This is a genomic window from Haloarcula sp. NS06 (genome assembly GCF_051122755.1).
In the GTDB taxonomy this organism is placed as follows: domain Archaea; phylum Halobacteriota; class Halobacteria; order Halobacteriales; family Haloarculaceae; genus Haloarcula.
Genome location: NZ_CP184844.1, coordinates 818463 through 845120, shown reverse-complemented (window position 1 = coordinate 845120; position 26658 = coordinate 818463). Strand labels below are relative to the sequence as shown.

Here is a 26658-nt window from a genome sequence, read left to right as displayed (position 1 = left end):
GCACACAAGGGCCATCGGCTCCGAGATCCGCTATGATCGATTGGGACGTGTATCTCGTCACGCAGGCGTCGCTTTCGGCGGGCCGGACAACCGACGAAATCGTCGCGGACGCGATTGACGGCGGTGCCGGTGTCGTCCAGCTCCGCGAGAAAAACCGGACCGCACACGAACGCTACGAACTCGGGCAGGAACTGCGGGAACTGACCCGCGAGGCTGGCGTCACGTTCGTCGTTAACGACCGTGTCGACATCGCACAGGCCATCGACGCCGACGGGGTCCACCTCGGCGACGACGACCTCCCCGTTTCTGTTGCCCGGGATATCCTCGGTGACGATGCGGTCATCGGGCGCTCGGTTTCGACCGTTGAAGACGCCCGGGAAGCGGCGGCGGCTGGTGCGGACTACCTCGGCGTTGGTGCGGTGTATGCCACTGGCTCGAAAGACGACATCGACGACGAGGAGTACGCCGTCGGCACCGACCGCGTCGCTGCTATCGCCGAGGCAGTGGACATTCCCCTTGTCGGTATCGGTGGCATTACGACCGAGAACGCCGCCGAGGTCGTTGATGCCGGGGCCGACGGTGTGGCTGTTATCACCGAGATTACGACGGCCGACGACCCGGCGGCAGCGGCTGACGCATTGCGACACGCAGTCGAACGCAGTCAGTAGCCCCGGCAGCCGTCGGCGACTGTGCGCACACTCCTGAACTAGCCCAGCGAAAGGGGGCGACACTCCCGACACAGCACAGCGGTCAGCCAACGATGAACTCGGGCGCAACGACGGAGGCAACGACGAGACAGAGCAACACGAGAATCGCCACGGAGCGGAGGACACCGGCCGTTTGCCGCCGACTTGCCGGCAGCGCTTCGGCAATGCCAGCCATTCCTGTCCCGATCACCATGACGAGCAGCCAGGTAACTGGAGACCCGTCCACAACCCAGCCGTAGAGATACAGGCCGGCGAAGATGAGTGCACCGGCGGCGTGGACGAGTGTAATCGGGCGTCCGGACGGCTCACTAAAGAGCGTCTCACTGATACTGGAGGGCATCGCCGACGTATTCTCATCGAGAAATAATAAACAGCACTGGTACTTGCCCAATAGCGCCGACCCGGTCCCGACAGCGAACGGTTCTGGGTGGGTCCGATGTCCTGTGGCTACGCCGACTGCTGCAGTTTCTCGCGCAACTGTCGCTCAGTGACGTGGTACTTGAACGCCGGCGACCCGTTGACGAAGACGTAGGGCACGCGCTCGCCGTACTCCTCGCGGAGGTCGGGATCTTCGTCGACGTCGACGAGGTCCAGCTCGATGGCGGTCCCCTCGTCGTCGGCGACCCGCTCGATTGTCTCGATGGCCTCCTCACAGAGATGGCAGTCCTCCCGCGTGTAGACGGTGACCGGTACGTCGCTCATCACTGGAAACACGGGGACGACGGCATAAGACTCTCACTCTCTGGCCGGCGATAGGTTTCAGTGTCTCGCGCCCGTAACCGGGCCAATGACAGGCTGGACTATCGAAGATATGCCCCCGCTGACGGACCGAACCGTGGTCGTGACTGGCGCGAACAGCGGGCTGGGACTCGAAGGCTCGAAGGCGTTCGCTCGCAGAGGCGCGACGGTAGTGATGGCCTGCCGGAGCGTCGAACGCGGTGAATCGGCCGCCGCGGAGATCCGCGAGGCCGTTCCGAACGCAACGCTCGATGTCCGAGAGTGTGACTTGGCCGACCTGTCGAACATCGCCTCGTTCGCCGACAGCCTCCGGGACGACTACGACGCTGTCGACATCCTCTGTAACAACGCCGGCGTCATGGCGATTCCCCGGAGCGAGACGGCCGACGGCTTCGAGACGCAGTTCGGCGTCAACCATCTGGGCCACTTCGCACTGACTGGGCACCTGCTCGACCTGCTCGGGGCTGCCGACGGTGAATCCCGAATCGTCACGCAGTCCAGCGGCGCGCACGAGATGGGCGAGATCGATTTCGACGACCTGCAGCGTGAGCGCTCCTACGGGAAGTGGTCGGCCTACGGCCAGAGTAAGCTCGCGAACCTCCTCTTCGCCTACGAACTCCAGCGGCGTCTGGGTAACCATGGTTGGGACGACGTGCTAAGCGTCGCCTGCCACCCCGGCTACGCCGACACCGACCTCCAGTTCCGCGGGCCGCGGGAGATGGGGTCGACACTGCGAACCGCGGCTATGGGCGTTGCCAATGCTGTGCTCGCACAGTCCGCTGCACAGGGTGCGCTACCGATGCTGTACGCCGCCACCGCCGAGGATGTTATCGGCGGGGAGTACGTCGGGCCCGGCGGCCTGTTCGATATGCGCGGCTCCCCCGAGTTCCAGCAGTCAAACGCCGCTTCACAGGACGAGGAAACCGCTGAGCGGCTCTGGGCGGTCTCGACCGACCTCACTGGCGTCGAGTACGACTTCGAGCGCACCTGAGGACGGTCGACAGTGCTGCCGCGAGAGGACGGAGCCTGTAATCCCCACTTTTTCCCCGCCGGACCGTGAATCCCGCCGGCACATGCAACCAGTCGAAATCTCGGTCAGGCTGCTTGCAGGACTTGCCCTGATCCTCGCGAACGGCTTCTTCGTCGCTATCGAGTTCGCGTTGACAAGAGCCAGACAGTACGACGAATCGGAGTTCGACGAACCCGGCCTCCGGCGTGCCTGGGAGATGACTGACGACTTGGAGATCTATCTGACGAGCTGTCAGGTCGGTATCACCGCCTCCAGTATCGCCGTCGGTATCATCGCCGAGCCGGCGCTCGCGGCCATCTTTGAGCCCTACTTTGAGTCGTCGGTCCTGGCTGGGGTCGGCCTCGGTGGTGCTATCGCTTTCCTCCTTATCAACCTCGTCCACCTTACCCACGGTGAGCAGACGCCGACGTATCTCGGCGTTGAGCGCGCGAAGTTCGTCTGTCGGTACGGCGCGACGCCGCTGTACTACTTCGCCATGCTCATCTCGCCGATTATCGCCGTCGGTGACGGGATCGCCAAGTGGACACTAGGGCTGTTCGGTGTCGAAATGTCCGGCGCGTGGCTCGAAGCTGAAGTCGATAGCATCGAGTCCCGGGGCGAGCTGCGAAACGAACTCGGCTCCGTTCTAGACCGCGGCGACGTATCCGATGAACGCCGCGAGGAGGTCCTCTCCGCGTTCCGCGTCGGTGACCGCGAAGTCAGCGAGGTGATGGTCCCACGGGAAGACATCGTTGCGCTATCCCCGACCGACGACGACGCGACCAACGCCGAGCGGATCGCCGAGACGCCACACACCCGCTACCCGCTCGTCGGCGAGGCGCTCGAAGATTTCCTTGGCATCGTCTACATCCCCGCGCTCGTCGACGAGCGCGAGGAACAGGCCGGCGACGGCGGCCTGCTTGACCGTATCGACCTCGAAGCCGTCGCCTCGCCGCCGATGACGATGTCGCCGGAGACGACTGTTAGCGATGCCATCGACCAGTTCCAGGCCGAGCGCCAGGAACTCGCGTTCGTCCTTGCGGACGGCGAAGTCGTCGGGCTGGTCACGGTCACCGACCTGCTCGAAGAGGTCGTCGGCGACATTCAGGACCCAATGGACGCCGAGGCCGGCGTCGCCTGACGCTGAAAGCATTTACCGGTCGGCCGGCAACCGACGGCTATGCCCTCCCGCCGGACCGTCATCGGTACCGTTGCCTGTACGCTCGTTACCGGCTGTTCCGGACTCAGCGACCCGTCGTCGCAGGAAGCCACAGCGACGCCAGCCCCAGTAGTATTGTCACCTGTCGACGCCGCGGCAGTGCCCCACACAGCGACCGTCGGCATCTTTTCGGAGACGACTACAGAACTTATAGCTGCTACCCGCGACGCCTCGGCAGCCGTAACGGACCACGGGTGGGCGCATGTGCTTCATCAGTTCGACTGCTTCGCGTTCGACGGGACGACGTACGCGGTCGTCGAGCGGACCAGCGGGTCCGTCGGGTACGTCAAAGAGTACAGCGTGAGCGAAGTCGACAACCCCGGGAACGAGTCAACGGTTCGCGTGGCCGACCTTCCGGGCAGCCACCGGCGCACCGCTGTCGACGCGATTGCAGCGGGAAAGCACCGCTATGACTCCGATAAGGGCGGCTTCGAGCCAAACAGCTCGGTGTACGCCTACAACGGGTCGTACTACGTGTTCTCGCTGGAGGACACCGCCGACAAGCCCACCGTAGTCAGGTATTCGGTCGAACCGACGGACGGCAACCGATGTGTAACGCTCGAACCGCTGTCACTCGACGCCGCCCAAGTTGAGGCACTCGACGCGACCCTCCAGCCGGATGCGGCGTCGACTGTCACTGATGACCCAGCTCAGACACTCGCAGCGTCGGATGCGGGATTTGTCATCCGGGACGGCACCTGCTACGAACTGTCCACTCCGAACGACGGGACGGGAACCTGAGACGGTTATTGCGGCGGCGTGTAGAAGTTGACCGTCTCCAGCGGCCCGTCCCCGTCGTTTTCGATGCTGTGGCGTTCACCGGCCTCGATGCGGACGAGGTCGCCAGCGTCAATGCGGTGGGTGTCACCATCGACGGTAACGACGCCGGTACCGCTGGCCACGAACAGCCACTGGTCGCTGTCCTCATGATAGTTCTCCGGCCCGCCGACGGACCGGCCGGGCTCGACAGTCATCTCCGCGACCTGTGCCTCGTCAGTCTCCATGGCGACCTCGAAGTAGCGGCCGAACTCGAGACGCGTCTGTTCCATATCTGCCTGTCCGGCCGTGCAACCGAGTCGCTTTCGTCGATGGACCGGTCTCACACGACTCACTCTCTGCCCGCGAGACTCCCGACCCGCCCGGTGAGCCGGGCTGCAAGCCCCTCGAAATGAGCGGTACTCCAGCCAGCGACGATGAGTGCGCCGACCGTGTTGAACACGAGGTCGTTCACGATGTCGCTCGTCCCGTACTGGGCGAGGACCGCCTCGCCGCCGATGATCGACGCAATACCGCCGCTGGCGAACTCAAGGATCTCCCAGCCGAAACCCACAGCGAGGACGAACAGGACGACGAAGGTCGCTCGGAACTCCCTGTTGAAATCAACCGCCCCGGAGTGGCGTTCGACCGCTCGTGCGATCGCGTATCCCACGCCGGCCACGAGCGACGCTGAGACGGCATGGGCCAGACTGTCGTACCAGCCAACCGCTTCGTACAGTTCGAACGCGCCGGCCGCGTGCAGCGTCGATGCCACTGTGATCCACAGCACAAGACCAGTGTTCGTTGCGTAGCCGTACTCCCGGCGGAACAGCGCTGGCAGGAACGTTATCGCCAGCGGGCCGCCGCTGTTGACGAACAGCGTTACGTTGCCCTGTGCGAGTGCGAATGCAGCTATTACACCGAGCACAGCCTGTAGCGCCCGGACCGCGAGACGATGGCGCTGATCGTCTCCGGGAAGAGACGCTCCCGTTTGGTCAAACTCCGATAGATCAGATCCTGAGACGCGCAGTCGGGCAATACGTGCTGACCGCTCGAAGTACAGTTCGAACACGACGCCGGCGACGATACCGGCGGCCGCCGCAGTGACGAGATCCCACATCAGCTCTGTCTGTCCATCGAGAAACGTGGTTCCCAGTAGCGTGTCAGTCGCATAGATACCGACCGCCCAGACGCCTGCAACGGCCATTGTCACGATGACAACGAACACCGTTGCGAACCGTGGCGTCATCGTCAGTGAGGTACACGCATCGAGGACGACAGCCAACAACAGTGCGATCCCAGCGATCACGAGGAACGGCGTGATCTGTGGGAGGCCACCGAACGCCCGAACGAGTACCGGCACCGCGACCAGTCCGAGCAACTCCGCGGGCACCGTCGTTTCGAGGTCCTGCGTGGCGATCGGAACCGTGACTGCGATAGCGACGAGGAACGCCGTGAGCACTGCCCAATCAAACTCGCCACCGGCCGCGAACCGTCCGACACTACCCGTGAGAATTCCCGTTACCGCCCACGCGCCGAGAGCGTCGAGTCGGTGGGGGCCGATCAGAGACTGTAGCGAACCCATCACCGCGCGGATACGCCATGAGTCGTAATCAAAGCACGGCGGTTTCCTGACACTCTCCTGGAGTTCCTCGCTCTCGCCGCCCCTGTCACGCGACTGACCGACGGTTGTCTGACGAGGATATATTTCTCTGGCCATCCAACTCCCCGTAATCAATGGACGAAGCGTTTCTCGACCTTGAATCGATTGAGGTCGAACTGGACGAGGAGTTGCTTGACGCGATTGACGACAAGGCGTTCGCCGACCACCGCGACAACCGGGACGCTGCGGTCCGCGACCTGCTTGACGAGTGGCTGAAACAGCGTGCTGCCGAGGATGCGGATGAGACTAACTGAGCGGAGCCGCGGTCGCAGATGTAACTGCCTACTGGATGGCGACGGTTGCGCCTAGCTCGGGCGCTGTCGCGTCGTAGCCGTCCGCCCGCAGCGTGGTTGCGAAGGCCTCACAGCGGTCGCCGTGGTTCACGAGTACCGGCGTGTCACGGTAGCTATCGAGATACGCAAACAGCCCGTCTCGGTCGGCGTGTGCTGAAAAGTCGTACTGCTCGACTCGTGCGCTGACCGGCATAATCCGGCCGTCTATCTCGGCACTCCCCGTCTCCAGCAGGTCCCGTCCCGGCGTCCCCTCGACCTGATACCCGGTCATCGTGATTTTGTTCATCGGATTGCCGCGGATTTCCGGAATGTACGTCATCGCCGGGCCGCCAGAGAGCATCCCGCTGGTGGTGACGATTGCCGCCTTCTGGTCGGTGATACGCTTGCGCTGGCCGTCTTTGCCCGTGACGAACCGGGCGTGTGACTTTGCCCGCTGGAGCGCGTCCGCATCGCGGACGAACTCGGGGTACTGCCCGAGCATCTCGGTCACTTGCTTCCCCATTCCGTCGACGTAACACGGGATGTCGTGTGCCTCACAGACGAGCAACATCTCCTGCGTTCGTCCGATGGCAAAGGCGGGCACGACGACGGTCCCGCCCTCCCAGAGCGTCGTTTCGACGCTTTCGACGAACCGCCCCTCGACTGTCTCTCGTGACTCGTGGTCAACATCGGAATACGTGCTCTCGCAGATAATCGCATCCGCGTCCGGGCGGGCCGTTGTTCCAGAGACGAGACGCTGGTCGTCGGTGTGGAAATCGCCCGTGTACAGCAGTCTGGCGTCGCCATCGTCGACGAGAACGTGTGCGCTTCCCGGGATGTGGCCGGCGTTGTAGAACGTGACCTCGTAGCCGGCAGCCTCGAACGACTCGCGGTAGCCGTGCGTCTCCGACACCTGCGTCACCCGCCTGACGTTGGTCTCGGTAAAGGGACAGTTGACCGTCCCGCCGTGGAGTTTGAGCGTGTCCCGTGCGAGCGTCATCGCCAGTTCGTACGTCGGCGGCGTCCAGTGAATCGGCGGCCGCGCGTCGCCCGACACCAGCGCTGGGATGTTTCCGACGTGGTCGAGGTGGCCGTGCGAAACGACGACGGCGTCCGGCGACGGCGTCCGCACCGGGAACTGTGGCGGTGAGTCAGTCAGCATCCCGAAATCCAGCAGTAGCGACTCGTCGATGAGGACGGCGCTTCGACCGATCTCACCCGCCCCGCCGAGAAACTGCACATCCATTATCAGGACGGAAGCGGCCTGTCCGTTTCCGTTCGTCGGTTCCCACCGAACCGTGTCGTCGACCGCTTGATAGCCAGAATACGTTTGAACCAGAATATGACGATATCTGGACTCTCAGTGGCTATGAATCGTCAGGGAGCTACTTTCGCTTCCAGTATTGTGTACAGATAACACGTCGACTGGGCAGTGTTATCACGCTAGCATAAACAATTATTATACTCGGGGCTCATTATCTATCTGTCATGGCGACACGCCAGCAATCCCCGACGACGTACCACACGTGCAGTTGCGGTGAGGAGTTTGACACAACGGAGGAACTCCTCGAACACGCACGAGAGGCACACGGGCTTAGCGTACACTGACTGGCGTCGCGTCGTTTTTCGTACACAAAAATCCGCCAGCGACAGGTCAGGACGTTTTGTCGATGTCCTGTCGCACGCTAAACCGCGCGTAACCGCCGTGTGAGAGGTCAAGTGCACCCAGCCACCAGTTCCATCGCTCGGCGAGTTGATAATCGTCGGGCGCGTCCGCGAGGTTATCGACGACATCCTCAACGGTTAGTTCCGCCCCGAAGTCGGTCACGAACTGGTCCGACTCCGAGAGGTCTCGCGCCTGTCTGGCGACAACCGTGACGATGTCCGGATCGGCGTCGAAAGCGTCGCGGAGTTCCCGTTCGAGTTCCGTTCGGTCCACACCCGGGTGTAGGACCCGCATCTGACTTGAATGTACGGTTGGGAACACTGCTGTATTCCGAGGTCGGCAACTGATTGTTCGGCGCGGACGTCTGGCTCAGCGGCGCTCTCGTTCTCGAACAGCGCCACAAAAATCAGAAAGTAAAGCGTCCCGCTTCGATTCGAGGCTTCGTGCGCTGTCGCTTACTCAGCCTCGCCCTTCTCAATAGGCGCACCAACTAGATTGCCCCATTCGGTCCAGGAGCCGTCGTAGTTGATGGTGTCGTCGTAGCCCAGCAGTTCGTGCAGGGCGAACCAGGCGACAGAGGAACGCTCACCGATGCGGCAGTATGCGACTGTCGTGGAGTCGCCGTCAATACCGTACTCGGCGTAAAGCTCTTCGAGTTCGTCGTAGTCCTTGAACGTCCCGTCGTCGTTGGTGACGGCCGCCCAAGAGATGTTCTGTGCGCCGGGCACGTGGCCGCCGCGCTGTGCGGTCTCTTGGAGTCCAGGAGGTGCAAGGATTTCGCCGGAGAACTCTTCGGGCGAGCGAACGTCGACGAGCGGTAGTTCGCGCTCGATGGCGTTCTCAACATCCTCTCGGTAGGCACGGATGGACTCGCGCGGGCCGGCGGCCTCGTAGTCGACTTCGGAGAACTCGGGCACTTCGTCGGTGAGTTCGTAGTCGTTCTCGACCCAGTACTCGCGGCCGCCGTCGAGGAGCTTCACGTCGTCGTGGCCGTAATACTTGAACTGCCAATATGTGTACGCGGCGAACCAGTTGGAGTTGTCACCGTAGAGAACGACTGTCGAGTCCTCGCTGATGCCGTGGGCACCGAGCAGGTCCTCAAAGTCATCCTTGTCGAGGATGTCACGGGTGGTCTGGTCCTGAAGGTCCGTCTCCCAGTTGAAGCCGAGCGCGCCGGGCGCGTGGCTCTCGTCGTACAGTTCCGTGTCGACGTCCACCTCTACCAGTCGGTGAGCTGGGTCGTCGCTCTGGAACTCGTCCAGATGCTCGCTGACCCAGTCGGCCGAGACGAGCACGTCGTTAGCGTAGTCAGTCATAATGCATCGAAGCGTAAGTCTACCAGACATATATTACCACGACTTTCGGCATGTTCGGCCACTCATCCACCGTGCCGGCATATATTGCCTTCACTGCTGTAGATAGAAAGTCAGTCCTTCGGCCGCCCAGCAGGCAGGAGCCATGGCGTGCCATGTCCGGATGTGAGTCAGGCCGCTCTCTCACGAGAGGCGGCAGCATTTGCATCCACCTTCGACCGGCTGTGATGGGAGTTTTCAAGCGGACGGAGCGGTAACGCGTGGATGATGACTGATTTCGTCTCTGCTGAGTGGGTGTCGAGTCGGGGCGACGACCTCCGGGTGGTTGACGTGCGGGACGCGTGGGAGTACGACGGCCTCGGACACCTCCCGGGCGCGGTGAACGTGCCCTTCGATTCGTTCCGGGCGGACGAACACGGTGCGGCGTCCGATGCCGGCGACGGAATGCTGCCCGACGAAGACGACTGGGCGGAGGTACTCTCGGCGGCCGGCATCACGCCGGAGAGCGAAATCGTCGCGTACGACGACCACCACGGCGTCTTCGCCGCACGGTTTCTGGTCACTGCGGAACTGTTCGGCCACGACTCCGACCGGCTGCATCTCCTCGACGGTGATTTCTCCAGCTGGCAACTCGAACGGGAAACGACGGGCGAGACGCCGGCTGTCGAACCGACTGATTATGATGTGACGCGACCCGACTCGACGCCGCTGGTCGGCCCGGACGCGGTCGCTGACGCCGCGGATGACCCCAATGCAGTGCTGGTCGACACCCGCGAGGACGAGGAGTACAACGAGGGCCACATTCCCGGAGCAGTCCTGCTGGACTGGCGGGACCTCGTCGACGACGAGACACGGGGATTGCTTCCGCAAGATGAGGCACGATCAGTTCTCAAAAGTGCGGGCATCGTCCCCGAGAAACGCGTCGTCCTCTACTGTAACACTGCCCGTCGAATCAGCCACACGTACGTCGTCCTCCGCCATCTCGGCTTCGAGCAGGTGGATTTCTACGAGGGGAGCCTCACCGAATGGGAGGCACAGGGGCGGCCGCTGGAGACGAACTGACTTGCTGCAGCGACTGCCGGTACAGCCTGTTTTAGGTTAGCTTCTGCTGGTCCCCCTGTCGCTCGCTCGTCAGCAGCGACGACAGTTCGACCAGTAGCGCGATAGCGACTGGCCCGGCGATAAAACCGATGACGCCCAGCGTCAACACGCCGCCGGTGAACCCGACGAAGTAGAGGCTGGCAGGGAGCCCGGTCGTGTAGCGGGCCAGTTTCGGCCTGATGACTGCATCTGGGAGGAAGCCGACGAGGACGAGCCCCAACACGGTCACCAGTATCGCCCCGGTGATGTTGCCGTTGATGACATCCGCGACAGCGATGGTAAGGACAACCACGCTGGGGCCAATGACGGGGACAAACTGCAGGATGCCGGCGACGACCGCCAGCGCGAACGCGCCCTGATAGCCCAGCAGCCAGAACACGACCCACGCCACGACGAAGGTTCCGAACGCCGTCGCCGCCTGGAGAACGTAAATCGCGTACAGCGTCCCACGGAGCCGTTGATGGAGTCGGTTGACGACCTCGTGATACGACGCTGGCACCGTCCGATAGACGGCCTTTTTTGGGGCCTGTGGCTGCCAGAGCATCGCATAGACGAGAATCGCAAACAGCACGGCTTTCAGCGCCAGCACGGGTGATTCCGCGGCGAGGTCGACTGCAAAATCTGTGAGTATCCGTCGCGCTGAGAGCAACGTCGGCGTAATCTCGACCGGATAGCTAAAGCCGCCGACTTCGAGGGATACCATCGGTGGGAGTTGCTGGAAGAAGGTGAACAGGTCACGGCGGCGGAGATACAGCACGGCCCCGAGCGGGATGACGATGAGTGTGCCGCTGACAAAGGCGATACCCGTCGTCACGGCCGCCGACAGCCGCTTGTTGAGCCCGTGGCGTCCGAGCCATTCCGAGACGGGAAACAGCACGTATGCGACCGTGATTGCGAAGAAGATCGTCGATAGCACTCGCGCGAGCAGGACTGTCGTCAGGCAGCCGGTGAGAACGAGCAAACTCGCGAGGACGTAGGTTCGTCGGCGTGTTACCACGCACGTCCTTTTCAATCGGCCGGTAAAAACGTTACCTGCACACGATAATTCGGTAACACGTCCGTCAGGACCGGGAGAACAGCGCTGCTAACTGCTCCCGGGAGAACAGCGTCGTCGGCCGGTCCATGTGGACGCCGATTTCGCCTTCGAAGGCTTTCATCCCGGCTTTCTGTATCGGTTCCGGCGCAGAGTAGCCGGCACGAACTACGTGGCCGAGGCGGATCTCCTGTCGGAGGTCGTCCCGCCACGCGCGCTCGTACTCGCCCAGCGTCGCCGGGTCCTCGGGATCGATTTCCCGGGCTGCGTGGTCGGCCGCAGTCATGCCGTAGCGGATGCCGCCGCCGGTGAAGGGTTTGGTCTGGGCCGCGGCGTCACCGATGAGGAACGACCGCCGGCCGGTGACTCGCTTCGGCGGGCCGATTGGGATGAGTCCAGAACAGCGATGGTCGGTTTCGACGCCGTAGCCGTCGACGAACGCTTCGAAGCGGCCGCGAGCGTCGTCGCCCGGCGGTACCGCCAACCCGTACTCGACGCCAGCCTCGCCCCGCGGGATACGCCAGGCGAAAAACCGCGGAACGGTGAGGTGGACATCGACGAAATCGCCGTGGTCCACCTCGTCGCTGAACCCGAGGACGCCATGCAGCAGTTCGTCGGGCTCCGGGAGGTCGAGTTCCCGCCGGACGCGGCTTTTCGGGCCGTCACAGCCGGCAACCATCTTCGCTCGGTGTGTCTCGACGCCGTCGTCGCCGCGGACTTCGACGGTGACGCCGTCCCTGTTCTCAGTGACGCCGACGACGGAGTGTTCCTCACGAACGTCGGCACCGGCGTCGCGGGCCACTTCCGCGAGGTGCTTGTCCAGACCGACGCGGTCGATGACGTTCGAGATGACCTCGTCCTTGTAGAAGGGGTGGTCCTGACTTCCGGGACCGCCCGTGTGAAAGCGTGCGCCGGAAATCTCGTTCTGGAACAGTTCGTCGCGGGCGTCCTCGGTAAACTCCCAGATATCCGTGCTCACGTGGCCCGAACAGGCCAGTGGCTTGCCGATCTCCCCTTGTTCGAACACCACCACGTCGAGTCCCCGGCTCGCCGCCTGACGCGCGTACCGGGACCCAGCCGGACCCGCGCCGACCACCACAACATCGTGCATACACGTTCTCTCGGTGTCACGAACCAAATAGCTTCTCGATTCATACGGCCTGCTGTGCCTGTCTCACCGGACGACAGCCGGGTCAGCTACCCGTCGCGCCACTGCCCGAATCAGGGCGTCTTTGTCGGTGTAGCCCCTGCTATCGCATATGGCAGAGTATCAGCCCGGGGTATGTAACATCGGAGCGAACCAGCGCCGCGCTCGTCGCCTCTCGGCCGTTGCTTCGTTTGCGGTCGCCATCGGCATCGTCGTCGTCGTATCGGTGGTCGGCGCAGTTTCGCAACTGTCGCTGTGGGCAACTGTCCCCTTCATTTTCGGTGGGTACGTCGGCGCGTTCCAAGACTACTTCCGGTTCTGTGTCGCCTTCGGTGCGCTCGCCCGTTACGACCTCTCGGGGTCCGGCGGCGAAAGCGGAAGCGTCGACACAAGCGAGGCTGTTCGCGCTGATCGGCGAAAAGCGGCGAAAATCCTCCTGCTCTCGGCCGCCGCGACGATCGTGACGAGTGGAATCGGGTACGCAGTCATCACCATCCTGTAATCGGCCCCCACTGTCACCGCAGTGAGACTGTAAATGCGACGACAGCGAGCAGGAGCAGGCCCAGTGCCAGTGGCGACGGCGTCCCCGTAACGGATCGGTAGACGAGATAGCCGATACCTCCGCCCGCGGTCAGGAGTACCACGACCGAGACGGTGTGGACGAGTTCGACCCGGAGCGTCGGGGCTGCGGAGCCGATCTGCGCGCCCAACCGCAGCGCGTGTCTGGCGGTCACCCAGGCCAGTACGACCGGGACCGTCGCACAGAGGACCCACTCCGGCGAGCCGTCAGCCCCGGCCTGTAGCACGGCTATGAACATGCCGCCGACGCCGGCCGTCAGCGCGAACTCGGACCGCCGTAGTAGACCGATGCCGACCGCCGACCCACTGATGACAGCTAACGCCACCGACGCGGGGTCGGACGCGACGAGTCCGACAACGGCGAGGACCGAAACCACGCTGACGCCGGCACTGAACCGCGGGAGCCCCGATACGGACGAGTGGTTCCGATCAGACGGCTGCGGCACGGGCCTGCACCTCCCTGAGCGGCGTCGTCGGGTCCCAGTCCTGTACGGGAATATCATCCCCACGAAGCGTCGAGAGTCGGTTTTCACGGGCGAGGTGTGCGTAGGCTCCGGCGACCGTTGACGGGTCCGTACAGTCCGGACTCACCACCGAGACACTGTTGCCGGCCGCCTCAAGTTGTTGGACGAGAGTGACACCGTCGTCGTCACAGAGCGGTGAGACGACGACTACCTGAACATCGGGGTTGAGCCGCGCCGTCAGGTGGTCGACGGCATCGGCGACCTGCGTCGGCTCTGCTGGCGGCGTCCACGGGATGGCGCTTTCACCGGCAAGGCGCGTCCGGACGGCCTCGTGGTGGGCCTCGCCAGTCGTCATCGGCAGCCAGCAGTCGCCCGCCCCGACCGTCCCCACTCCGACAGGGACCCCGTCGTCGAGCAACCGAGCAGCGACGCTGTAGGCGGCCGACGCGCCGTAGCGCGGCGCTGGGATATCGCCGGCTGTCGCCGCGACGTACGCCGCCCGGCGGGCGTCGACGACCACGGCCACCCGCGGCCGTCGCGGCTCCCGGAACTCCACTGTCGCCAGGTCGCCGGTCTTTGCGCGGTGGTGCCAGTCGATCCTCGATGCCGGGTCGCCGGGGCGGTACGCGCGCAGCGAGTCGAACTCGACGCCGCTCCCGGTGACTCCTGCCTTCTGTTGCCCCGGCATTTGCGTCGCCTGCTCTCGGGGCGGGCTGGCGTCGTCACTGCGCCGCTCGAAGCCACATGCCAGGCTGTCTTGGCCGTCCGTCACCGCGACGGTCTGAACCGTCTCACGCGCGCCGGCGAAATCGCCCGCGATCACGAGCGGCGACTCGAACGTGTGGATGCCCGGGACCGCCGTCAGCGCGTAGGTAAACGACCGTTCGGTGCCGGGCCGCAACGCGGTGGTCAGCCGCGGCGACCCCGAGCGGACGCTGAGTCCGGCGGGAACGCCGTCCAGCAGCCGGAGGTCCGGAATCGTCGTCTCGCCGACGTTCCGCACTGTCACGGTGACTTCGACGGTTGATCCGGGCGTCGGCGTCTGCGGTTCGAGCGTCCGGGCGAGCTCGATGTCGGCCGTCGGCTCCCGGATTCGCGCGGCCCCGGCGAGTGAGACCCCGAACGCGGCGGTCAGCACCGCTCCGGGAACGCCCATCACGACGCCACCCGCGCTGACAAGCAGGACCGCGACGGCGACGCGTCTGGTCCGCCCGGTCGACCGTGTTCGGGGGAGTTCGGCGGTGGGCCAGTACTCGCCCTGGGACGCCTCATCACCCATCGTTTCGACCGGAGCGAGCCGGCTGGCCGGGTCGGGCGCGTCGGCCGCCAGCCGCTCGGCTAACTCGGCGACGGCGTGGCGCGCCCGACGCACCACGGGTAGCTCGGGTCGAACGAGGGGGAGTGACGCCCGACGCGGCAGCGGCGGGCAAAGCCCGTCGGCGAAGAAGGCGGCGGCCGCCTCGTTGTCAGTCCACTCACCGTCCGCGAGCCGGTCGGCGGCCGCGCCCGGCCTGTCCCCGTCTGTCCGCCCGAGTACATCGACGGCAAGTTCGTGGAGCGACGCGTACACGCGCTCCCTGGGTGTGCGCTCCTGCGTCCCGTCCCACTCGTCCGCGTCGTCGACAGCGCGGCGACCGACGGTGCTGATCCGGTCGAGTCGCTCGGCGAACGCCGCCCCAGGGACCTGATACTGGGGCCGGGACTCGGGCGTCGGAAGCCGTAGCTCCGGGTCGTCGCTGTCGAACAGCTCTCTGGCCGCGAGCACCACCGCCGCGGCCCCAACCCCGACTGTCAGCAGCGTCGCGGCCACGCGGGGCAGAAGTCCACCGCCCAGTTCGGGTAGTGCCAGCAGGAGCACGCCGACACTGATAGCCAGGAGGCCGACGATAGTCGGAATGCGTCGCAGCCTCACGATGCATCACCCCGGACAGGCGTTCCAGCGACAGCGTGGTTGCGACCGCTCGTGCTCGCCGCTCCCGCTCCGGTGTCGCGGCCGCGTCGCCGTACCGGACCGCACAGAACAGTTCGGTCAGCGCCGTCACCGGCTGCTGTGGGAGGCCGGACTCGATTGCCCCCTCCCGAACGTCGGCGGGAGTCACTGGCTCTTGGGCGGGCTGTCCGGACGCTTCGTCGACCGATTCGACCCGGTTCCTGAGCGCTGACCACGCCCGGTACACGTCGTTTTCCGGCGGTACGTCTCCTGTGAGCAACACGGAATCGGCCGCGGGTGCTGTCGGCGTGGGCGGCGGGTCCTCATCGCCGGACTCCGGATCGCTTGCTTCGCCGCGGGTCAGTTCGTACAGGACGACCAGCCCGCCCAGCACGACGAGTGCGAGGCCGGCGACGACCTGCCAGCGCGGCGGTCCGTCACTTGCCTTTGAGGCGGCTGCTGTCTCCGTTTCAGTCTCCGGAACTCTGGTCGCCGACTGGGTCCCTGCTGGGGTACCGGGTCCGCCACCGCCCGGCCCTTGCGGGGGCGGCGTCGAATCGACCGTCGATTCCCCGGTCGTCACCGTTGGTGCCGTCGAAACGGTGTTGAGCGACGCGGCGACCATCGCCAACGCGACGACGGCGAGGACAGCCAGAGCCAGCGAGCCGAACCGTGCCACGCTTACGCCCCCCGATTGCCAGCTCCGGTCTGCCGGAGCGACTGTCTTTCCACCATCCGACTCACTCCCCGGCCGCCGGCGTCTCGGGGGCAGCCGCCGACACCGTTGGCACCGCGACGCTGTCGAACACGTCCGCGACGACATCATCGGCGGTCGTCCCGTCCACGGTCGCATCGGTGGTCATGACCAGCCGGTGGGCCAAGACCGGCGCACCGACGGTCTGTACGTCAACCGGGCGCACGTACTCCCGGCCGGCGATTACCGCGTGGCTCCGAGCGGCTTCGAGCAGGCGCTGGCTCCCACGGGGAGAGACGCCAACTTCGGTCCGGGTGTCCTGACGGGTTCTGTGGACGATGTCGACGAGGTAGCTCAGGATGTCGTCGTCGACGGTCACTCGCTCGGGCACGGACTGCAAGCGGCGCACGCCCTCAGGGTCGATGACATCGTCGACAGAGGGGGTCTTGGACTCTCGCTCGGTCCGCTGGCGGAGCAGCCCCTCCTCGGCACTGGCCTCAGGGTAACCGATGCTGGTCTTGACGAGGAAGCGGTCGCGCTGGGCCTCGGGCAGGGGGAACACGCCCTCGCTCTCGACAGGGTTCTGGGTCGCAACGACGACGAACGGCTCCGGCAGCGAGTGGGTGTCACCGTCGACAGTCACCTGTCCCTCAGCCATCGCCTCAAGCAGCGCGGCCTGCGTTTTCGGCGGCGCGCGGTTGATCTCGTCGGCCAGCACGAAGTTGGCGAAGATCGGACCCGCAGAGAACTCGAACTCGCCGTCGCCCTCGCGGTAGACGTGCGTCCCGGTCACGTCCGCTGGCAGCAGGTCGGGCGTGAACTGGACCCGCGAGAAAGAGAGCCCCAGCGCAGATGCGAAGCTCTGGGCGGTCAGCGTCTTTCCAGTTCCCGGTACGTCCTCTATGAGCACGTGACCACGGGCGAGGACGGCAGTCAACACGGTTTCGAGGAACTCCCGCTCGGCGACGACGCTCTCAGAAATCGTATCGAGGACCCGGTCGCAGTCGTCGTAGGCGTCTGGAACGTCCATCGTACTCCCGGCTGGCACCGCCGACATATTAGTAGTATGAACACAACTTCTCACCGAGAAAACGGAGTCAGACGACGGCCAGTCCACTCGGGACCTGGTCGTACTCGGCTGTCCAGTCCCCGCCATTGAGGTCCTGCTTAACCCACGTCTCACCGTGTTTCGACTGGAACAGGCCGCGGTTCGTCAGCGCGAGAAAGCCATCGTCCGGGTCAGCAGCGAGAACCGGTCGGGCCAGCCCCGCCGGTCCCGGCAGGCCGTCCATCGATTGCGTCCACCGGTCACCGTCCCATCGATACACGTAGCTCTCGCCGCCGGTGCTGTGAGCGGACCGGGGGCCGCTGGCGGCCGAGACGACGACGCGATCCGGGTCGTCGGGGTGGACGGCCAACCCCCACACGTACCGATGGGCCAGCCCTTCCTGCGGATGGGTCCACGTCGCTCCCCGGTCAGTCGACAGCGCGAAGCCGTCGCCGGCGGCGGTGTACACCCGGTCCGGGGCGTCAGGATGGGTCGCCAGCGTGTGGTTGTCCCGCCGAGCACCGTCAGGGTGGTCGATCCACGTCTCGCCGCCGTCAGGACTGCGGACGAACGCGCCGGCCTCGATGGCAGCGTACACCTGCTCCCGGTCGTCCGGGGCGAGGGCGAGCCAGCGCACGTGGTGGGTGTGTGGCCGCGGCGGGAACGACCACCGCGACGCCGAGTCGAGGTCGGTCAGTCCGGGGCGCTCGGTCCACGTTTCTCCGCCGTCAGTCGAGCGGTAGACCGCGCTTGGCTCCGTGCCGGCCCACACCACGCCAGCGTCGTGCGGGCTGACTGTGACGCTCGTCACTCGGTCGCCGGCGTTGAGGACTGTCTCCCACGTCGCGCCGCCGTCGGTCGTCCGCTGGAGGCCAGTATCTGCGGTACCCACGAAGGCACGCTCCGGCTCGGCGGCTTCCGCGGCAACGCACTCGATGTCGTAGCCCCGAAGGCAGTCGTCCCAGCCGCCGCGGCTGTCGCCGACGAGGACGCGGTCCCCGAGCGCGGCGTAGACGGTGTGCATAACCGACTGTACGACGCCCGAGCGAAGAAAGCTGGCGGTGGTCAGCGACTGACTGACCGTGTCAACGCGAAGACGTACAGCGCGACGAAGAAAGCGCCGGGGAACGCCTCGGACACGTCCACGCTGTCGGGGACATCCTCGGGCTGGCAGTGGAACGGACAGCGCTCTTTGCCTTCGAGTGCGCCGTGTGGACAGCGCCATTCCTGTTCGGTTTCGCCGTCCAACTCCGTGCGGTCGACTGTGAATGCACACTGGCTCTCGGTATGCCCCCACCAGACCATCGTTGACAGAAACGCTCGGCAGGCAGGGTGATAAGCGCTGTTACACCCGTCACGGTAGTGATTAGTTGGGCAGAGATCCTTCGACAGCCAGCACGCCTCCCAGCCCGCGTCAGACTGGCTTCGCGTGGACGGAAAAGCGGCTACTGGCTCTCTCCACAGGGTTTGATACCGGTGACCGGGCCTACGGCGTCCACCAGCGCAGGCCGACCATCACGAACACGATAGCCAACTGCATCAAACCCTGCAAGCCGCCCAGTTTGGCGTTTCGCATCCCGATTTCGGAGACGAGGTCGACGTCCGGGTTCTCGGAAATTACCTCCCGGTAAATGCGGACCTCACCGGGCAGAACGACGCCAAAGCCCTGCACGGACAGCAGCGTCACGATACCGAGCGTAGCCACGATCCACCACGACGTCATCGCGAAAGCCGGCAGCGTCGTCACGAGATACGCGCCGGAGCCAACGACAGCGATACCAAGGACGCCCAGCGTCTTCGGGTCGGTCAGCGCGTCAAACTGGTAGCCGATGAGGAGGATGACCGGAATCAGTGTCGCGGCGGTCAGAATCGCCAGCCACGGGTCGGCGTTGGGAAACTTCCCGAGCCTGAGCGCCAACAGGATGCCGCCGGCGATGGTCACCGTCGCCAGCGTCGGCATCAGGAATGTCATCTTGGGCGTGAACGACGCGAAAAAGTCGGCCCGTGCCTCTGGTTCCTGGCCGCCGAGTACTGGTCCCAACACGAGGCCCATGAACAGGTCGATACCGGTCCACAGCACCCCGGCCATCACGTGCACGTAGGTCAGCGCCCGAATGTTCCCGCTGGCGAGCGCCCCCGCAAACGCGATGAGCGGGACGGCAACTGCTCCCACAGCAAACGCCGGGTTCGCCTGCTTCGCCAGCCCACCGATACCCCGTTTCCGCTCGACGCGGTCCGCTGTCGACTGCGCCATAACTGGCTGTATCAGGTTTCGCTACTGTCAAAAACGTTGGTGGCCGTTTCAGCTATTGCCAGCTTTCATGGTAGCGATTGTCTCAGTCGTCGTCCGCGGCCGGCTGTTCGGCTGCTGTGTCGCGGTCCGCTCGCGGTCCCTCCAGATCGACGTTCGGTAGCAGGTCACGGAGATACTGCCCGGTGTAGGATGCCTCGGTTCGGGCCACCTCCTCCGGCGTCCCCTGAGCGACGAGTTCGCCGCCGTTCTCGCCACCCTCGGGACCGAGATCGATGATCTGGTCGGCGTTCTTTATCAGGTCGAGTTCGTGCTCGATGACGACGACGGTGTTGCCGTCGTCAGTGAGCCGGTGGAGTACGTCGATGAGCTTTCGCTCGTCCTCCGGGTGGAGCCCGGTGGTCGGCTCGTCGAGCAGGTACAGCGTCTCGCCCGAATCCTTCTTGCCGAGTTCCTCGGCGAGTTTCACGCGTTGGGCCTCGCCGCCCGAGAGCGTCGTCGAGGGCTGGCCCAGCCGCATGTAGCCAAGCCCCACGTCCTTCAGGAGTTCCAGCCGGCGGCGGATGCCGCCGTGGCTCTCGAAGAAGTCATACGCTTCCTCGACGGTCATATCGAGCACGTCGGCGATGGTTGCGTCCTTGTAGGTCACGTCCAGCGTCTCGTCGTTGTAGCGCGCGCCGCCACACTCCTCGCAGGGGACCGTCACGTCCGAGAGGAAGTTCATGTCGATGGTGACCGTCCCCTGACCGCCACAGCCCTCACAGCGGCCGCCCTTGACGTTGAACGAGAATCGGCCAACCTCGTAGCCGCGCTGTTTCGAGAGGCTCGTCTCGGCGAACAGTTCGCGGATGTGATCGAAGACGTTGGTGTACGTTGCGGGGTTGGAACGGGGCGTTCGGCCGATGGGCGACTGATCGATGAGCCGCACCGTCTCGATGTCGTCGAGGCCGTCGATAGCGTCGTGTTCGCCGGGGTTCACGTCGGTGTCGTTCATCCGGCGCACCAGCCCCTTGTACAGCACGTCGTGCATCAGCGTGGATTTCCCGGAGCCCGAGACGCCCGTGATGGCGGTGAACGTCCCCAGCGGGATGGACACGTCGAGGTCGTCGAGGTTGTGCTGGCGAGCGCCCCGAACGGTGAGTTCGCCGTCGGCCTCACGGCGGCTGTCGGGCACCGGAATCGTCCGCTCGCCCGAGAGGTACTCCCCGGTCACCGACTCCTCGGTGTCGATGACCGCGTCCATCGGGCCGTTGACGACGACGTCGCCGCCGCGCTTGCCCGGACCGGGGCCCATGTCGATTATCTGGTCGGCCCGGCGCATCGTCTCGGTGTCGTGTTCGACCACGAGCAGCGTGTTTCCGAGGTCCCGAAGCTCTTCGAGCGTGTTCAGCAGGCGGTCGTTGTCCCGCTGGTGGAGGCCAATGGAGGGCTCGTCGAGGACATAGAGAACACCGACGAGGCCGCTCCCGATCTGGGTCGCCAGCCGGATGCGCTGGCTCTCACCGCCGGACAGCGTCGACGCCTCGCGGTCGAGCGTCAGGTAGTCCAGGCCGACCTCGGTCATGAAGCCTAGGCGGGCCCGGATCTCCTTGAGAATCTCCTCAGCGATCTTTCGGTCCCGGGCCGAGAGGTGCTCTTCCATCCCCTCGAAGTGAGCCAACGCGTCACTGATGGACATCTCGTTGACCGCGGTTATCGAGGTGCCGTCGACGAGCACCGCCCGCGACTCCGCTTTGAGCCGTGTCCCTTCACAGACCGGGCACGTCGTCGTCGCCATGAACTCCTCAATATGCTCGCGGGCGCGGTCCGAATCCGTCTCGATGTGTCGCCGCTCCAGGTTTGGGATGACGCCCTCGAACCGCTCGGTCTTCTCGCGGGTCCCGTTCTTCGTCCGCCACTCGAAGTGGACTCTGCTGTCGGTCCCGTAGAGGAACTGCCGCTGGACGGACTCGTCTAGCTCCTCGAACGGCGTCGTGAGGTCCACGCCGAAGTGCTCGGCGACGTTGTCCAGTTGCCGCGAGTAGTACGTCCGGTCGTAACTCCAGGGCTCGAAAACGTGCTTGAGCGGCTTCGACGAGTCGGTGATGACGAGATCCTCGCTGACCTCCTTCGTCTCGCCCAGCCCCTCACACTCCGGGCAGGCCCCGTGCGGTGAGTTGAACGAGAACGACCGCGTCTCGATCTCGGAGATGTCGATACCGCAGTGGGTGCAGGCAAGGTCCTCGGAGAGTTCGACAACGACGCGGTCCGAGGTGGCTCCGTCGCCACCTTCGTCCCCGTCGGCAAGGTCGCCGGTTGCCCTGGCGTCTGATCCGCCGAGCGTCTCCGCCGCGCCTTCTGCCGGGTCCGGGAGGATGACCTTCAGCGTTCCGTCGGCCTCTTCCAGCGCGGTCTCGACGGAGTCAGTGATGCGCGAACGAGCGTCCGGCGAGATCTTCACGCGGTCCACGACCACATCGACCGTATGGTCGTAGTTCTCGTCCAGTTCGGGTCGGTCCAGCGTGAGGTCGAACTCCTCGCCGTCGACCTCGACACGGCTGTACCCCTCGCCGACGAGGTCGTCGAACAAGTCCTCGAAGGCACCCTTCTGGTCGCGGACGACCGGCGCACACAGTTTGGCGCGGGTGCCCTCTGGGAGTTCCAATAGCCGGGAGACCATGTTCTGAGCGGACTGCTCGCCGACCTCGCGGCCACACTCCGGACAGTGGGGCGTGCCGACGCGCGCGTACAGCAGGCGGAGGTAGTCGTGTAGTTCGGTAACGGTCCCGACCGTCGAGCGGGGGTTGTTGGCGGCGTTCTTCTGGTCGATGGAGATGGCCGGCGACAGCCCCTCGACGTTCTCGACCTGTGGCTTGTCCATCTGCCCCAGGAAGTTCCGTGCGTAGGCGGAGAGTGATTCGATGTAGCGCCGCTGGCCCTCGGCGTACACCGTCTCGAATGCGAGCGAGGATTTGCCCGACCCCGACAGCCCAGTGACGACTGTCAGTTCCTCGCGTGGAATCTCCACGTCGACGTCCTTGAGGTTGTGTTCCTCGGCCCCTCGGACCTCGATTATATCCTTGCTCATCCTTGGATTTTACTTGGCCGGCAGGGGGGAAACCCTGTCGGTTCGGGTGTGGATAAACGATTCCGCCCGTGACTGTTTTTATTTTGAACAGTATGGCAAAAGATTTACCACCTATATCGAATATGAGATTGGTATGGGAACAAGCGACTACGACATTGCGGGGATTGACCTCTCCGACGACAGCTACACAGTCGAACAGAGCCTGATCCGTAACAAGTACAAGGCGATGGACGCAGCCGGGAACGTCGTCCTCCGCGGGAAACAGAAGATGCTGAAGATGAAAGAGGAGTTCCCGTTTGTCGACGCAAACGACAACGAGGTGTTTCAGGTCAAGGCCGGCGGCATCATCGACGTGGCCGGCAACTACGTCCTCACTGACTCCAAGACCGGCGAGGACATCGTCATCCTCGACAACGACTACTCGATTTTTCAGGACACGTGGAAGGTTCGGGACGCCAGTACCGAGGCGAAGATCGCCGAGATCAACTCTCAGGGCGCACTCGTGACTATCGCGCGCAACGTCGTCCCGTTCGGCGGCTGGATTCCCCACAAGTACGAGATCACCGACCAGGACGGCAACCACGTCGGCAACATCGACGGGCAGTTCTCGCTGAAAGACCGCTACGAGATCACTATCGACGACGCCAGCACGGTTCCGAAAGAGCCGATCATCGCTGCGGCGATGGTTATCGACGCGATTCAGGGGAACTGACGCCCCACCGGAATCCTTCTTGCCCTGGCTCCCCCAAGAACCGCTATGCGCCGCCGGACGGTCCTCCAACGACTCGCCCTCGCAGGAACAGGTGTCGGCCTCGCGACGGGGACGACCCGAGGTCACCCGATGCCGACCGGTAATGGAACGGCCGAGCCAGCGGCCTCCGACACCCCGACCGGCGGGGACCCGCTGGGCGTGCTGGAGATGGAGGCGGTGTACGAGGTCGTCACCAGTCCCGACGGACACACGGCCTACGTCGCGACGGGTGACGGCATCGCGCTCGTCGACCTCGTCACGCCGACCAGTCCGCGACTGCTCAGCCGACGAACCGACCTGCTGGCCGAGGGCGACAGCGGACCGATACAGCGCGTGCAGGACCTCGCTGTCAGTGGCTCACGGCTACTGGCCGCCGGGCCGGCCCACCCTGCCGACGGCGCTCACGGCTTCGTCGTCTTCGACGTAAGCGACCGGCAGGACCCAACACAGATCGCGGGCCTCGAACTGGACACGCGGGTCCACAACTGTGACTTCGACGGCCGCTACGCCTATCTGACTGCGAACGACCGCAACGGCAACCCCTTGCTCGTGGCCGATACCGAGACCGAACAGGAAGTCGGCGAGTGGTCACTGCTTGACGCCGGCGACGCCTGGACCGACGTGCCGACGAGCCTCTGGCCGCTGCACGACGTATGGGTACAGGACGGCCGGGCCTATCTGGCGTACTGGGACGGCGGAACGTGGGTCGTGGACGTATCCGACCCGAGCGACATTTCGCCCGTAGCGAAAGTCCGCGGGCGCTCCCCCGAAGACCTCGCCGCAATCGATGACCCCGGAACCGAGCGGAGCGAACCGCCGGGCAACGACCACTTCGTGACGGTCAACGAGGACGCGTCGCTGCTGGGCGTCGGCGGCGAATCGTGGGACCTCGGAGGTGACGACAGCGGCGGTCCGAGCGGCATCGAACTGTACGACATCAGCGACCCGACCGACGCCGACCTGCTGTCGACGCTCGACCCGCCGCCAACCTCAGACCCGTCGCCGGGGGGCATCCTCACGACGGCACACAACTTCGAACTGACCGACAACCGCTGTTACTCGGCGTGGTACAACGGCGGGGTCCGGGTCCACGACCTGACCGACGCGACCGCGCCCGAACAGGTCTTCGAGTGGCGCGACACCGAAGCGACCTCCTTCTGGACCGCCCAGCGGGCCGCCGGCTGTTTCGTCGCCGGGAGCACGAACGCGAGCCGGGGAACGGATGTCCAGCCCGGACTGTACACCTTTCCTGACCCGCAGATACGGACGCCGACGGCCACGGGCGACGAGGGTGGCAGCGCTAACAGCACTGATGGTACCTCCCTGGGCGTCGGCGGTCCCGGCTTCGGTGTCGGGTCGGCAGTCGCAGCCGTCGGGCTGGCAGCGTGGCGCGCCCGACGCCGGCGAGACTGACCTCGCACCGCCTGACTGTGCTCCGTTCTGTTACTCCAGCGCGCTCTTGACGGCGGCGGCGACGCTCCGTGCGCGCTCGGCCAGCGGCTCGGAGATGTGGCCGCGTTCGACGGCCGCGTCGAGTTCGTCGTCGTCGACCCGCTCGACGGTGCCGTCGGCGTGTTTCACCACGTCGACGTGGAGGTCGACGTACCGGGCGGTGTCGGGGAACACCTCGACAGGCGTACAGACGTTGACGTACGTGCCCTTCTTTTCGCCGTCGCTGTCGCGGTACACGGTCGGGTACCACCAGCGGCCCTCCTTGACTTTCGTCTCGGCAATGTCGCCGGCCTCTTTCGGGACGCCGAGCGCGTCGTAGGTGCCGCCGGGACTCATCTCGCGCTCGATGGTCACCGTCCCGTCGTCGTCGACGGACTGTACCTCCCCGTTGCCCAGCGTGATGAGTCGGCCGTCGGGCTTGCCGTGGCCCAGCGACAGGGACCCGCCGACCTGCGGGCCGAACTGCCGGGCCGTCACAGCGAAGGGGAAGTCCGTCTCACCGGTCCCGATGTCGTCGCATAGCGCTTCGACGTAGTCGACGGCGGCACTGGCCGCGCGGTCGCCGGCCTTCACGCGATGGTGGCCCGGCATCGTCGCCGTCACCTCGCGGCGGGCCTCGTCGAGCGCGAACCGGCTCTCGCGGCCGAACCACAGCCACGACGTTGAGAACCCCGCGACGTACCGGGCGGGCGCGCAGTCTGCAGGCGCGTCGGCTCCCGCAAGCGCGTCGTCGATGGCTGCCGCACGTTCGTTTGCGGCGTCGAGCGCGTCGGCCAGCGCGTCGAAGCTGGCGTCCTCGCTCGCCGATTCCCACGAGACGCCCCAGCCGTCCCGGGGCTCCGCGGCGATGAGGTCCAGCATCGCCGGGCCGCCGGTCCCCGACGACGGCCCGCTTCTGCCACGCACGAGCGAGAGGAGCGACCCGCGAACCGCGATGGTGGTGTCCAGCACGGGCCGGCCGTTCGTCCACGGCGCGCTCGCCTCGACAACCTGCACCCGGAGCGCATCGCCCGTCTTGACGCGCTCGTCCGAGGACGAGTACGGGAGAAAGCCCTCGCCGTCACCGAGGTCGACGACAGCGCCGCTCCCCAGCGTCTCGGTCACGGTACCGGCGTAGATTGCGCCCGCTGGCGTCGGGTCGGCCCAGTGGAGCGTGTCTCGCCCGAGTTCTGTCAGGCGGTCCGTAACGGCCGCGGCAGCTTCGTGGTCGCCGACGACGCCGACGCCCTGCTGATCGTCCGTCGTCGTCACGGTGACCGCCGCCCGCTCGTCGGGAAACTCGCCGTCGAAGCGGTCCTCGATGGGTCCCGACGCCTGCACGACCTCGTGTCCCGCCTCGCGCAGCAACTGGGTCAGTGCCGTCGCGTAGATGCCCCTGACCCGGACGGTCATAGCGCGTCCTCGTCGGCGGCGAAACGGACCCGCCCGTGGACCGTCGGCCCGAGCGAGAGCTCTACTTTCCCCTCGCTCAGCACGCGTCCGCCCTCAACCGGAACTCCCCAGGTGTCGAACCGGAGGTAGCCCCGGATGTCGTCGGCGTGGGTGAACAGGTCCCAGTACTCGACGGCGTGTTCCTGAATCTCGCTGGAACTGTGGGCGATATCCATATCCGAGTACACCGTCTCGCGGCCGTCGAAGAAGGCTTCGAGCGCCGCGGCCGCGTCGTCGGTGGCTTCGACCACTGCGTCGGAGGCCGCTTCGATGGTGTCCTGCTCGACACCGGCGTCACGGAGCGCTTGCTGTTCGCGTTGCGTGAAGTGCATACCCGCGAGTCAGTGGCGGGGAGAGGAAAACAGTG

Annotated in this window: 27 protein-coding genes and 1 pseudogene; 9 read left to right on the top strand and 19 right to left on the bottom strand. The window is 65.2% G+C overall.

Going from position 1 to position 26658, the window contains the following annotated elements:
• Positions 1–32: 32 nt before the first annotated feature.
• Entirely contained in the window at positions 33–668 is a 636-nt protein-coding gene (gene thiE, locus ACODNH_RS08005; protein WP_306709062.1) for a thiamine phosphate synthase, read from the top strand.
• Positions 669–750: 82 nt separating this feature from the next.
• Here thiE and ACODNH_RS08000 read toward each other — a convergent pair whose 3' ends face one another.
• On the bottom strand, positions 751–1047 hold the full coding sequence (locus ACODNH_RS08000; protein ID WP_306709060.1) for a hypothetical protein: 297 nt from the start codon (positions 1045–1047) through the stop codon (positions 751–753).
• A gap of 107 nt (positions 1048–1154) precedes the next feature.
• A complete protein-coding gene (locus ACODNH_RS07995) occupies positions 1155–1409 on the bottom strand; it encodes a glutaredoxin family protein (protein ID WP_306709058.1) in 255 nt (84 codons plus the stop codon).
• Positions 1410–1494: 85 nt separating this feature from the next.
• On the opposite strand from ACODNH_RS07995, the gene ACODNH_RS07990 reads away from it, so the two are divergent.
• The 3 genes from ACODNH_RS07990 (at position 1495) to ACODNH_RS07980 (ending at position 4414) form a co-directional block, all read left to right on the top strand.
• Positions 1495–2436 (top strand): oxidoreductase, encoded by a 942-nt coding sequence (locus ACODNH_RS07990; protein ID WP_306709056.1) that lies wholly within the window; start codon positions 1495–1497, stop codon positions 2434–2436.
• Between the two features lie 82 nt (positions 2437–2518).
• A complete protein-coding gene (locus tag ACODNH_RS07985; protein WP_306709054.1) occupies positions 2519–3595 on the top strand; it encodes a CNNM domain-containing protein in 1077 nt (358 codons plus the stop codon).
• 39 nt (positions 3596–3634) lie between these two features.
• The gene (locus tag ACODNH_RS07980; protein ID WP_434531232.1) at positions 3635–4414 is read left to right on the top strand and encodes a hypothetical protein; all 780 of its coding nucleotides are present in this window, start codon (positions 3635–3637) and stop codon (positions 4412–4414) included.
• A gap of 5 nt (positions 4415–4419) precedes the next feature.
• Here the strand turns inward: ACODNH_RS07980 and ACODNH_RS07975 are convergent, their stop codons facing one another.
• Together ACODNH_RS07975 and ACODNH_RS07970 are read right to left on the bottom strand one after the other, a co-directional pair.
• Positions 4420–4722 (bottom strand): cupin domain-containing protein, encoded by a 303-nt coding sequence (locus ACODNH_RS07975; protein ID WP_306709048.1) that lies wholly within the window; start codon positions 4720–4722, stop codon positions 4420–4422.
• 59 nt (positions 4723–4781) lie between these two features.
• Entirely contained in the window at positions 4782–6149 is a 1368-nt protein-coding gene (locus tag ACODNH_RS07970) for a hypothetical protein (RefSeq protein ID WP_306709047.1), read from the bottom strand.
• 17 nt (positions 6150–6166) lie between these two features.
• On the opposite strand from ACODNH_RS07970, the gene ACODNH_RS07965 reads away from it, so the two are divergent.
• On the top strand, positions 6167–6346 hold the full coding sequence (locus tag ACODNH_RS07965) for a ribbon-helix-helix protein, CopG family (RefSeq protein WP_306709046.1): 180 nt from the start codon (positions 6167–6169) through the stop codon (positions 6344–6346).
• Between the two features lie 28 nt (positions 6347–6374).
• Here ACODNH_RS07965 and ACODNH_RS07960 read toward each other — a convergent pair whose 3' ends face one another.
• From ACODNH_RS07960 to ACODNH_RS07950, 3 genes are all read right to left on the bottom strand, one after another.
• A complete protein-coding gene (locus tag ACODNH_RS07960; protein WP_306709043.1) occupies positions 6375–7610 on the bottom strand; it encodes an MBL fold metallo-hydrolase in 1236 nt (411 codons plus the stop codon).
• Between the two features lie 408 nt (positions 7611–8018).
• The gene (locus ACODNH_RS07955; RefSeq protein WP_306709041.1) at positions 8019–8324 is read right to left on the bottom strand and encodes a hypothetical protein; all 306 of its coding nucleotides are present in this window, start codon (positions 8322–8324) and stop codon (positions 8019–8021) included.
• Positions 8325–8485: 161 nt separating this feature from the next.
• Positions 8486–9346 (bottom strand): sulfurtransferase, encoded by an 861-nt coding sequence (locus tag ACODNH_RS07950; protein ID WP_306709039.1) that lies wholly within the window; start codon positions 9344–9346, stop codon positions 8486–8488.
• A gap of 264 nt (positions 9347–9610) precedes the next feature.
• On the opposite strand from ACODNH_RS07950, the gene ACODNH_RS07945 reads away from it, so the two are divergent.
• Entirely contained in the window at positions 9611–10405 is a 795-nt protein-coding gene (locus ACODNH_RS07945) for a sulfurtransferase (RefSeq protein WP_306709037.1), read from the top strand.
• Between the two features lie 31 nt (positions 10406–10436).
• Here the strand turns inward: ACODNH_RS07945 and ACODNH_RS07940 are convergent, their stop codons facing one another.
• Positions 10437–11441, bottom strand: a complete 1005-nt coding sequence (locus tag ACODNH_RS07940; protein ID WP_306709035.1) for an AI-2E family transporter — start codon at positions 11439–11441, stop codon at positions 10437–10439.
• 64 nt (positions 11442–11505) lie between these two features.
• Positions 11506–12588 carry a geranylgeranyl reductase family protein gene (locus ACODNH_RS07935; protein ID WP_306709033.1) on the bottom strand — a complete coding sequence of 361 codons (1083 nt, stop codon included), beginning with the start codon at positions 12586–12588 and terminating at the stop codon, positions 11506–11508.
• A 148-nt stretch (positions 12589–12736) separates the two neighbouring features.
• On the opposite strand from ACODNH_RS07935, the gene ACODNH_RS07930 reads away from it, so the two are divergent.
• Positions 12737–13126, top strand: coding sequence for a hypothetical protein (locus ACODNH_RS07930; protein WP_434531231.1), 390 nt, complete (start codon positions 12737–12739; stop codon positions 13124–13126).
• A 13-nt stretch (positions 13127–13139) separates the two neighbouring features.
• Here ACODNH_RS07930 and ACODNH_RS07925 read toward each other — a convergent pair whose 3' ends face one another.
• The 8 genes and pseudogenes from ACODNH_RS07925 to uvrA form a co-directional block, all read right to left on the bottom strand.
• The gene (locus tag ACODNH_RS07925) at positions 13140–13649 is read right to left on the bottom strand and encodes a DUF7519 family protein (protein WP_434531230.1); all 510 of its coding nucleotides are present in this window, start codon (positions 13647–13649) and stop codon (positions 13140–13142) included.
• Complete coding sequence (locus ACODNH_RS07920; protein WP_434531229.1) at positions 13633–15579, bottom strand: DUF7269 family protein; 1947 nt, start codon at positions 15577–15579, stop codon at positions 13633–13635. Before ACODNH_RS07920 ends, ACODNH_RS07925 begins: the two co-directional genes overlap by 17 nt.
• Positions 15580–15685: 106 nt before the next feature.
• A pseudogene (locus ACODNH_RS07915) lies at positions 15686–16222 on the bottom strand (DUF4129 domain-containing protein); the annotation flags it as partial.
• A 115-nt stretch (positions 16223–16337) separates the two neighbouring features.
• Positions 16338–17321: an AAA family ATPase gene (locus ACODNH_RS07910; RefSeq protein ID WP_306709024.1), complete on the bottom strand. Its 984-nt coding sequence runs from the start codon at positions 17319–17321 to the stop codon at positions 16338–16340.
• Positions 17322–17388: 67 nt separating this feature from the next.
• Positions 17389–18363, bottom strand: coding sequence for a hypothetical protein (locus tag ACODNH_RS07905; RefSeq protein WP_306709023.1), 975 nt, complete (start codon positions 18361–18363; stop codon positions 17389–17391).
• Positions 18364–18404: 41 nt separating this feature from the next.
• Positions 18405–18644: a hypothetical protein gene (locus ACODNH_RS07900; protein WP_306709020.1), complete on the bottom strand. Its 240-nt coding sequence runs from the start codon at positions 18642–18644 to the stop codon at positions 18405–18407.
• Positions 18645–18825: 181 nt separating this feature from the next.
• On the bottom strand, positions 18826–19593 hold the full coding sequence (locus ACODNH_RS07895) for a hypothetical protein (protein ID WP_306709017.1): 768 nt from the start codon (positions 19591–19593) through the stop codon (positions 18826–18828).
• Between the two features lie 82 nt (positions 19594–19675).
• Positions 19676–22657: an excinuclease ABC subunit UvrA gene (gene uvrA, locus ACODNH_RS07890; RefSeq protein WP_306709015.1), complete on the bottom strand. Its 2982-nt coding sequence runs from the start codon at positions 22655–22657 to the stop codon at positions 19676–19678.
• Between the two features lie 133 nt (positions 22658–22790).
• Between uvrA and ACODNH_RS07885 the strand changes: the two genes are divergently transcribed.
• Both ACODNH_RS07885 and ACODNH_RS07880 read left to right on the top strand, forming a co-directional pair.
• Complete coding sequence (locus ACODNH_RS07885; protein ID WP_306709013.1) at positions 22791–23369, top strand: LURP-one-related/scramblase family protein; 579 nt, start codon at positions 22791–22793, stop codon at positions 23367–23369.
• A gap of 45 nt (positions 23370–23414) precedes the next feature.
• On the top strand, positions 23415–24821 hold the full coding sequence (locus tag ACODNH_RS07880) for an LVIVD repeat-containing protein (protein WP_306709011.1): 1407 nt from the start codon (positions 23415–23417) through the stop codon (positions 24819–24821).
• 30 nt (positions 24822–24851) lie between these two features.
• Here the strand turns inward: ACODNH_RS07880 and ACODNH_RS07875 are convergent, their stop codons facing one another.
• Both ACODNH_RS07875 and ACODNH_RS07870 read right to left on the bottom strand, forming a co-directional pair.
• Positions 24852–26252 (bottom strand): DUF402 domain-containing protein, encoded by a 1401-nt coding sequence (locus ACODNH_RS07875; protein WP_306709009.1) that lies wholly within the window; start codon positions 26250–26252, stop codon positions 24852–24854.
• Complete coding sequence (locus ACODNH_RS07870; protein ID WP_306709007.1) at positions 26249–26623, bottom strand: DUF7532 family protein; 375 nt, start codon at positions 26621–26623, stop codon at positions 26249–26251. Before ACODNH_RS07870 ends, ACODNH_RS07875 begins: the two co-directional genes overlap by 4 nt.
• Positions 26624–26658: the final 35 nt, after the last annotated feature.

Bases quoted from the DNA above. Each gene is read 5' to 3' on its own strand.
- thiE (WP_306709062.1), top strand. From the start codon at position 33: ATGATCGATTGGGACGTGTATCTCGTCACGCAGGCGTCGCTTTCGGCG.
- ACODNH_RS08000 (WP_306709060.1), bottom strand. From the start codon at position 1,047: ATGCCCTCCAGTATCAGTGAGACGCTCTTTAGTGAGCCGTCCGGACGC.
- ACODNH_RS07995 (WP_306709058.1), bottom strand. From the start codon at position 1,409: ATGAGCGACGTACCGGTCACCGTCTACACGCGGGAGGACTGCCATCTC.
- ACODNH_RS07990 (WP_306709056.1), top strand. From the start codon at position 1,495: ATGACAGGCTGGACTATCGAAGATATGCCCCCGCTGACGGACCGAACC.
- ACODNH_RS07985 (WP_306709054.1), top strand. From the start codon at position 2,519: ATGCAACCAGTCGAAATCTCGGTCAGGCTGCTTGCAGGACTTGCCCTG.
- ACODNH_RS07980 (WP_434531232.1), top strand. From the start codon at position 3,635: ATGCCCTCCCGCCGGACCGTCATCGGTACCGTTGCCTGTACGCTCGTT.
- ACODNH_RS07975 (WP_306709048.1), bottom strand. From the start codon at position 4,722: ATGGAACAGACGCGTCTCGAGTTCGGCCGCTACTTCGAGGTCGCCATG.
- ACODNH_RS07970 (WP_306709047.1), bottom strand. From the start codon at position 6,149: ATGGCCAGAGAAATATATCCTCGTCAGACAACCGTCGGTCAGTCGCGT.
- ACODNH_RS07965 (WP_306709046.1), top strand. From the start codon at position 6,167: ATGGACGAAGCGTTTCTCGACCTTGAATCGATTGAGGTCGAACTGGAC.
- ACODNH_RS07960 (WP_306709043.1), bottom strand. From the start codon at position 7,610: ATGGATGTGCAGTTTCTCGGCGGGGCGGGTGAGATCGGTCGAAGCGCC.
- ACODNH_RS07955 (WP_306709041.1), bottom strand. From the start codon at position 8,324: ATGCGGGTCCTACACCCGGGTGTGGACCGAACGGAACTCGAACGGGAA.
- ACODNH_RS07950 (WP_306709039.1), bottom strand. From the start codon at position 9,346: ATGACTGACTACGCTAACGACGTGCTCGTCTCGGCCGACTGGGTCAGC.
- ACODNH_RS07945 (WP_306709037.1), top strand. From the start codon at position 9,611: ATGACTGATTTCGTCTCTGCTGAGTGGGTGTCGAGTCGGGGCGACGAC.
- ACODNH_RS07935 (WP_306709033.1), bottom strand. From the start codon at position 12,588: ATGCACGATGTTGTGGTGGTCGGCGCGGGTCCGGCTGGGTCCCGGTAC.
- ACODNH_RS07930 (WP_434531231.1), top strand. From the start codon at position 12,737: ATGGCAGAGTATCAGCCCGGGGTATGTAACATCGGAGCGAACCAGCGC.
- ACODNH_RS07910 (WP_306709024.1), bottom strand. From the start codon at position 17,321: ATGGACGTTCCAGACGCCTACGACGACTGCGACCGGGTCCTCGATACG.
- ACODNH_RS07905 (WP_306709023.1), bottom strand. From the start codon at position 18,363: ATGCACACCGTCTACGCCGCGCTCGGGGACCGCGTCCTCGTCGGCGAC.
- ACODNH_RS07900 (WP_306709020.1), bottom strand. From the start codon at position 18,644: ATGGTCTGGTGGGGGCATACCGAGAGCCAGTGTGCATTCACAGTCGAC.
- ACODNH_RS07895 (WP_306709017.1), bottom strand. From the start codon at position 19,593: ATGGCGCAGTCGACAGCGGACCGCGTCGAGCGGAAACGGGGTATCGGT.
- uvrA (WP_306709015.1), bottom strand. From the start codon at position 22,657: ATGAGCAAGGATATAATCGAGGTCCGAGGGGCCGAGGAACACAACCTC.
- ACODNH_RS07885 (WP_306709013.1), top strand. From the start codon at position 22,791: ATGGGAACAAGCGACTACGACATTGCGGGGATTGACCTCTCCGACGAC.
- ACODNH_RS07880 (WP_306709011.1), top strand. From the start codon at position 23,415: ATGCGCCGCCGGACGGTCCTCCAACGACTCGCCCTCGCAGGAACAGGT.
- ACODNH_RS07875 (WP_306709009.1), bottom strand. From the start codon at position 26,252: ATGACCGTCCGGGTCAGGGGCATCTACGCGACGGCACTGACCCAGTTG.
- ACODNH_RS07870 (WP_306709007.1), bottom strand. From the start codon at position 26,623: ATGCACTTCACGCAACGCGAACAGCAAGCGCTCCGTGACGCCGGTGTC.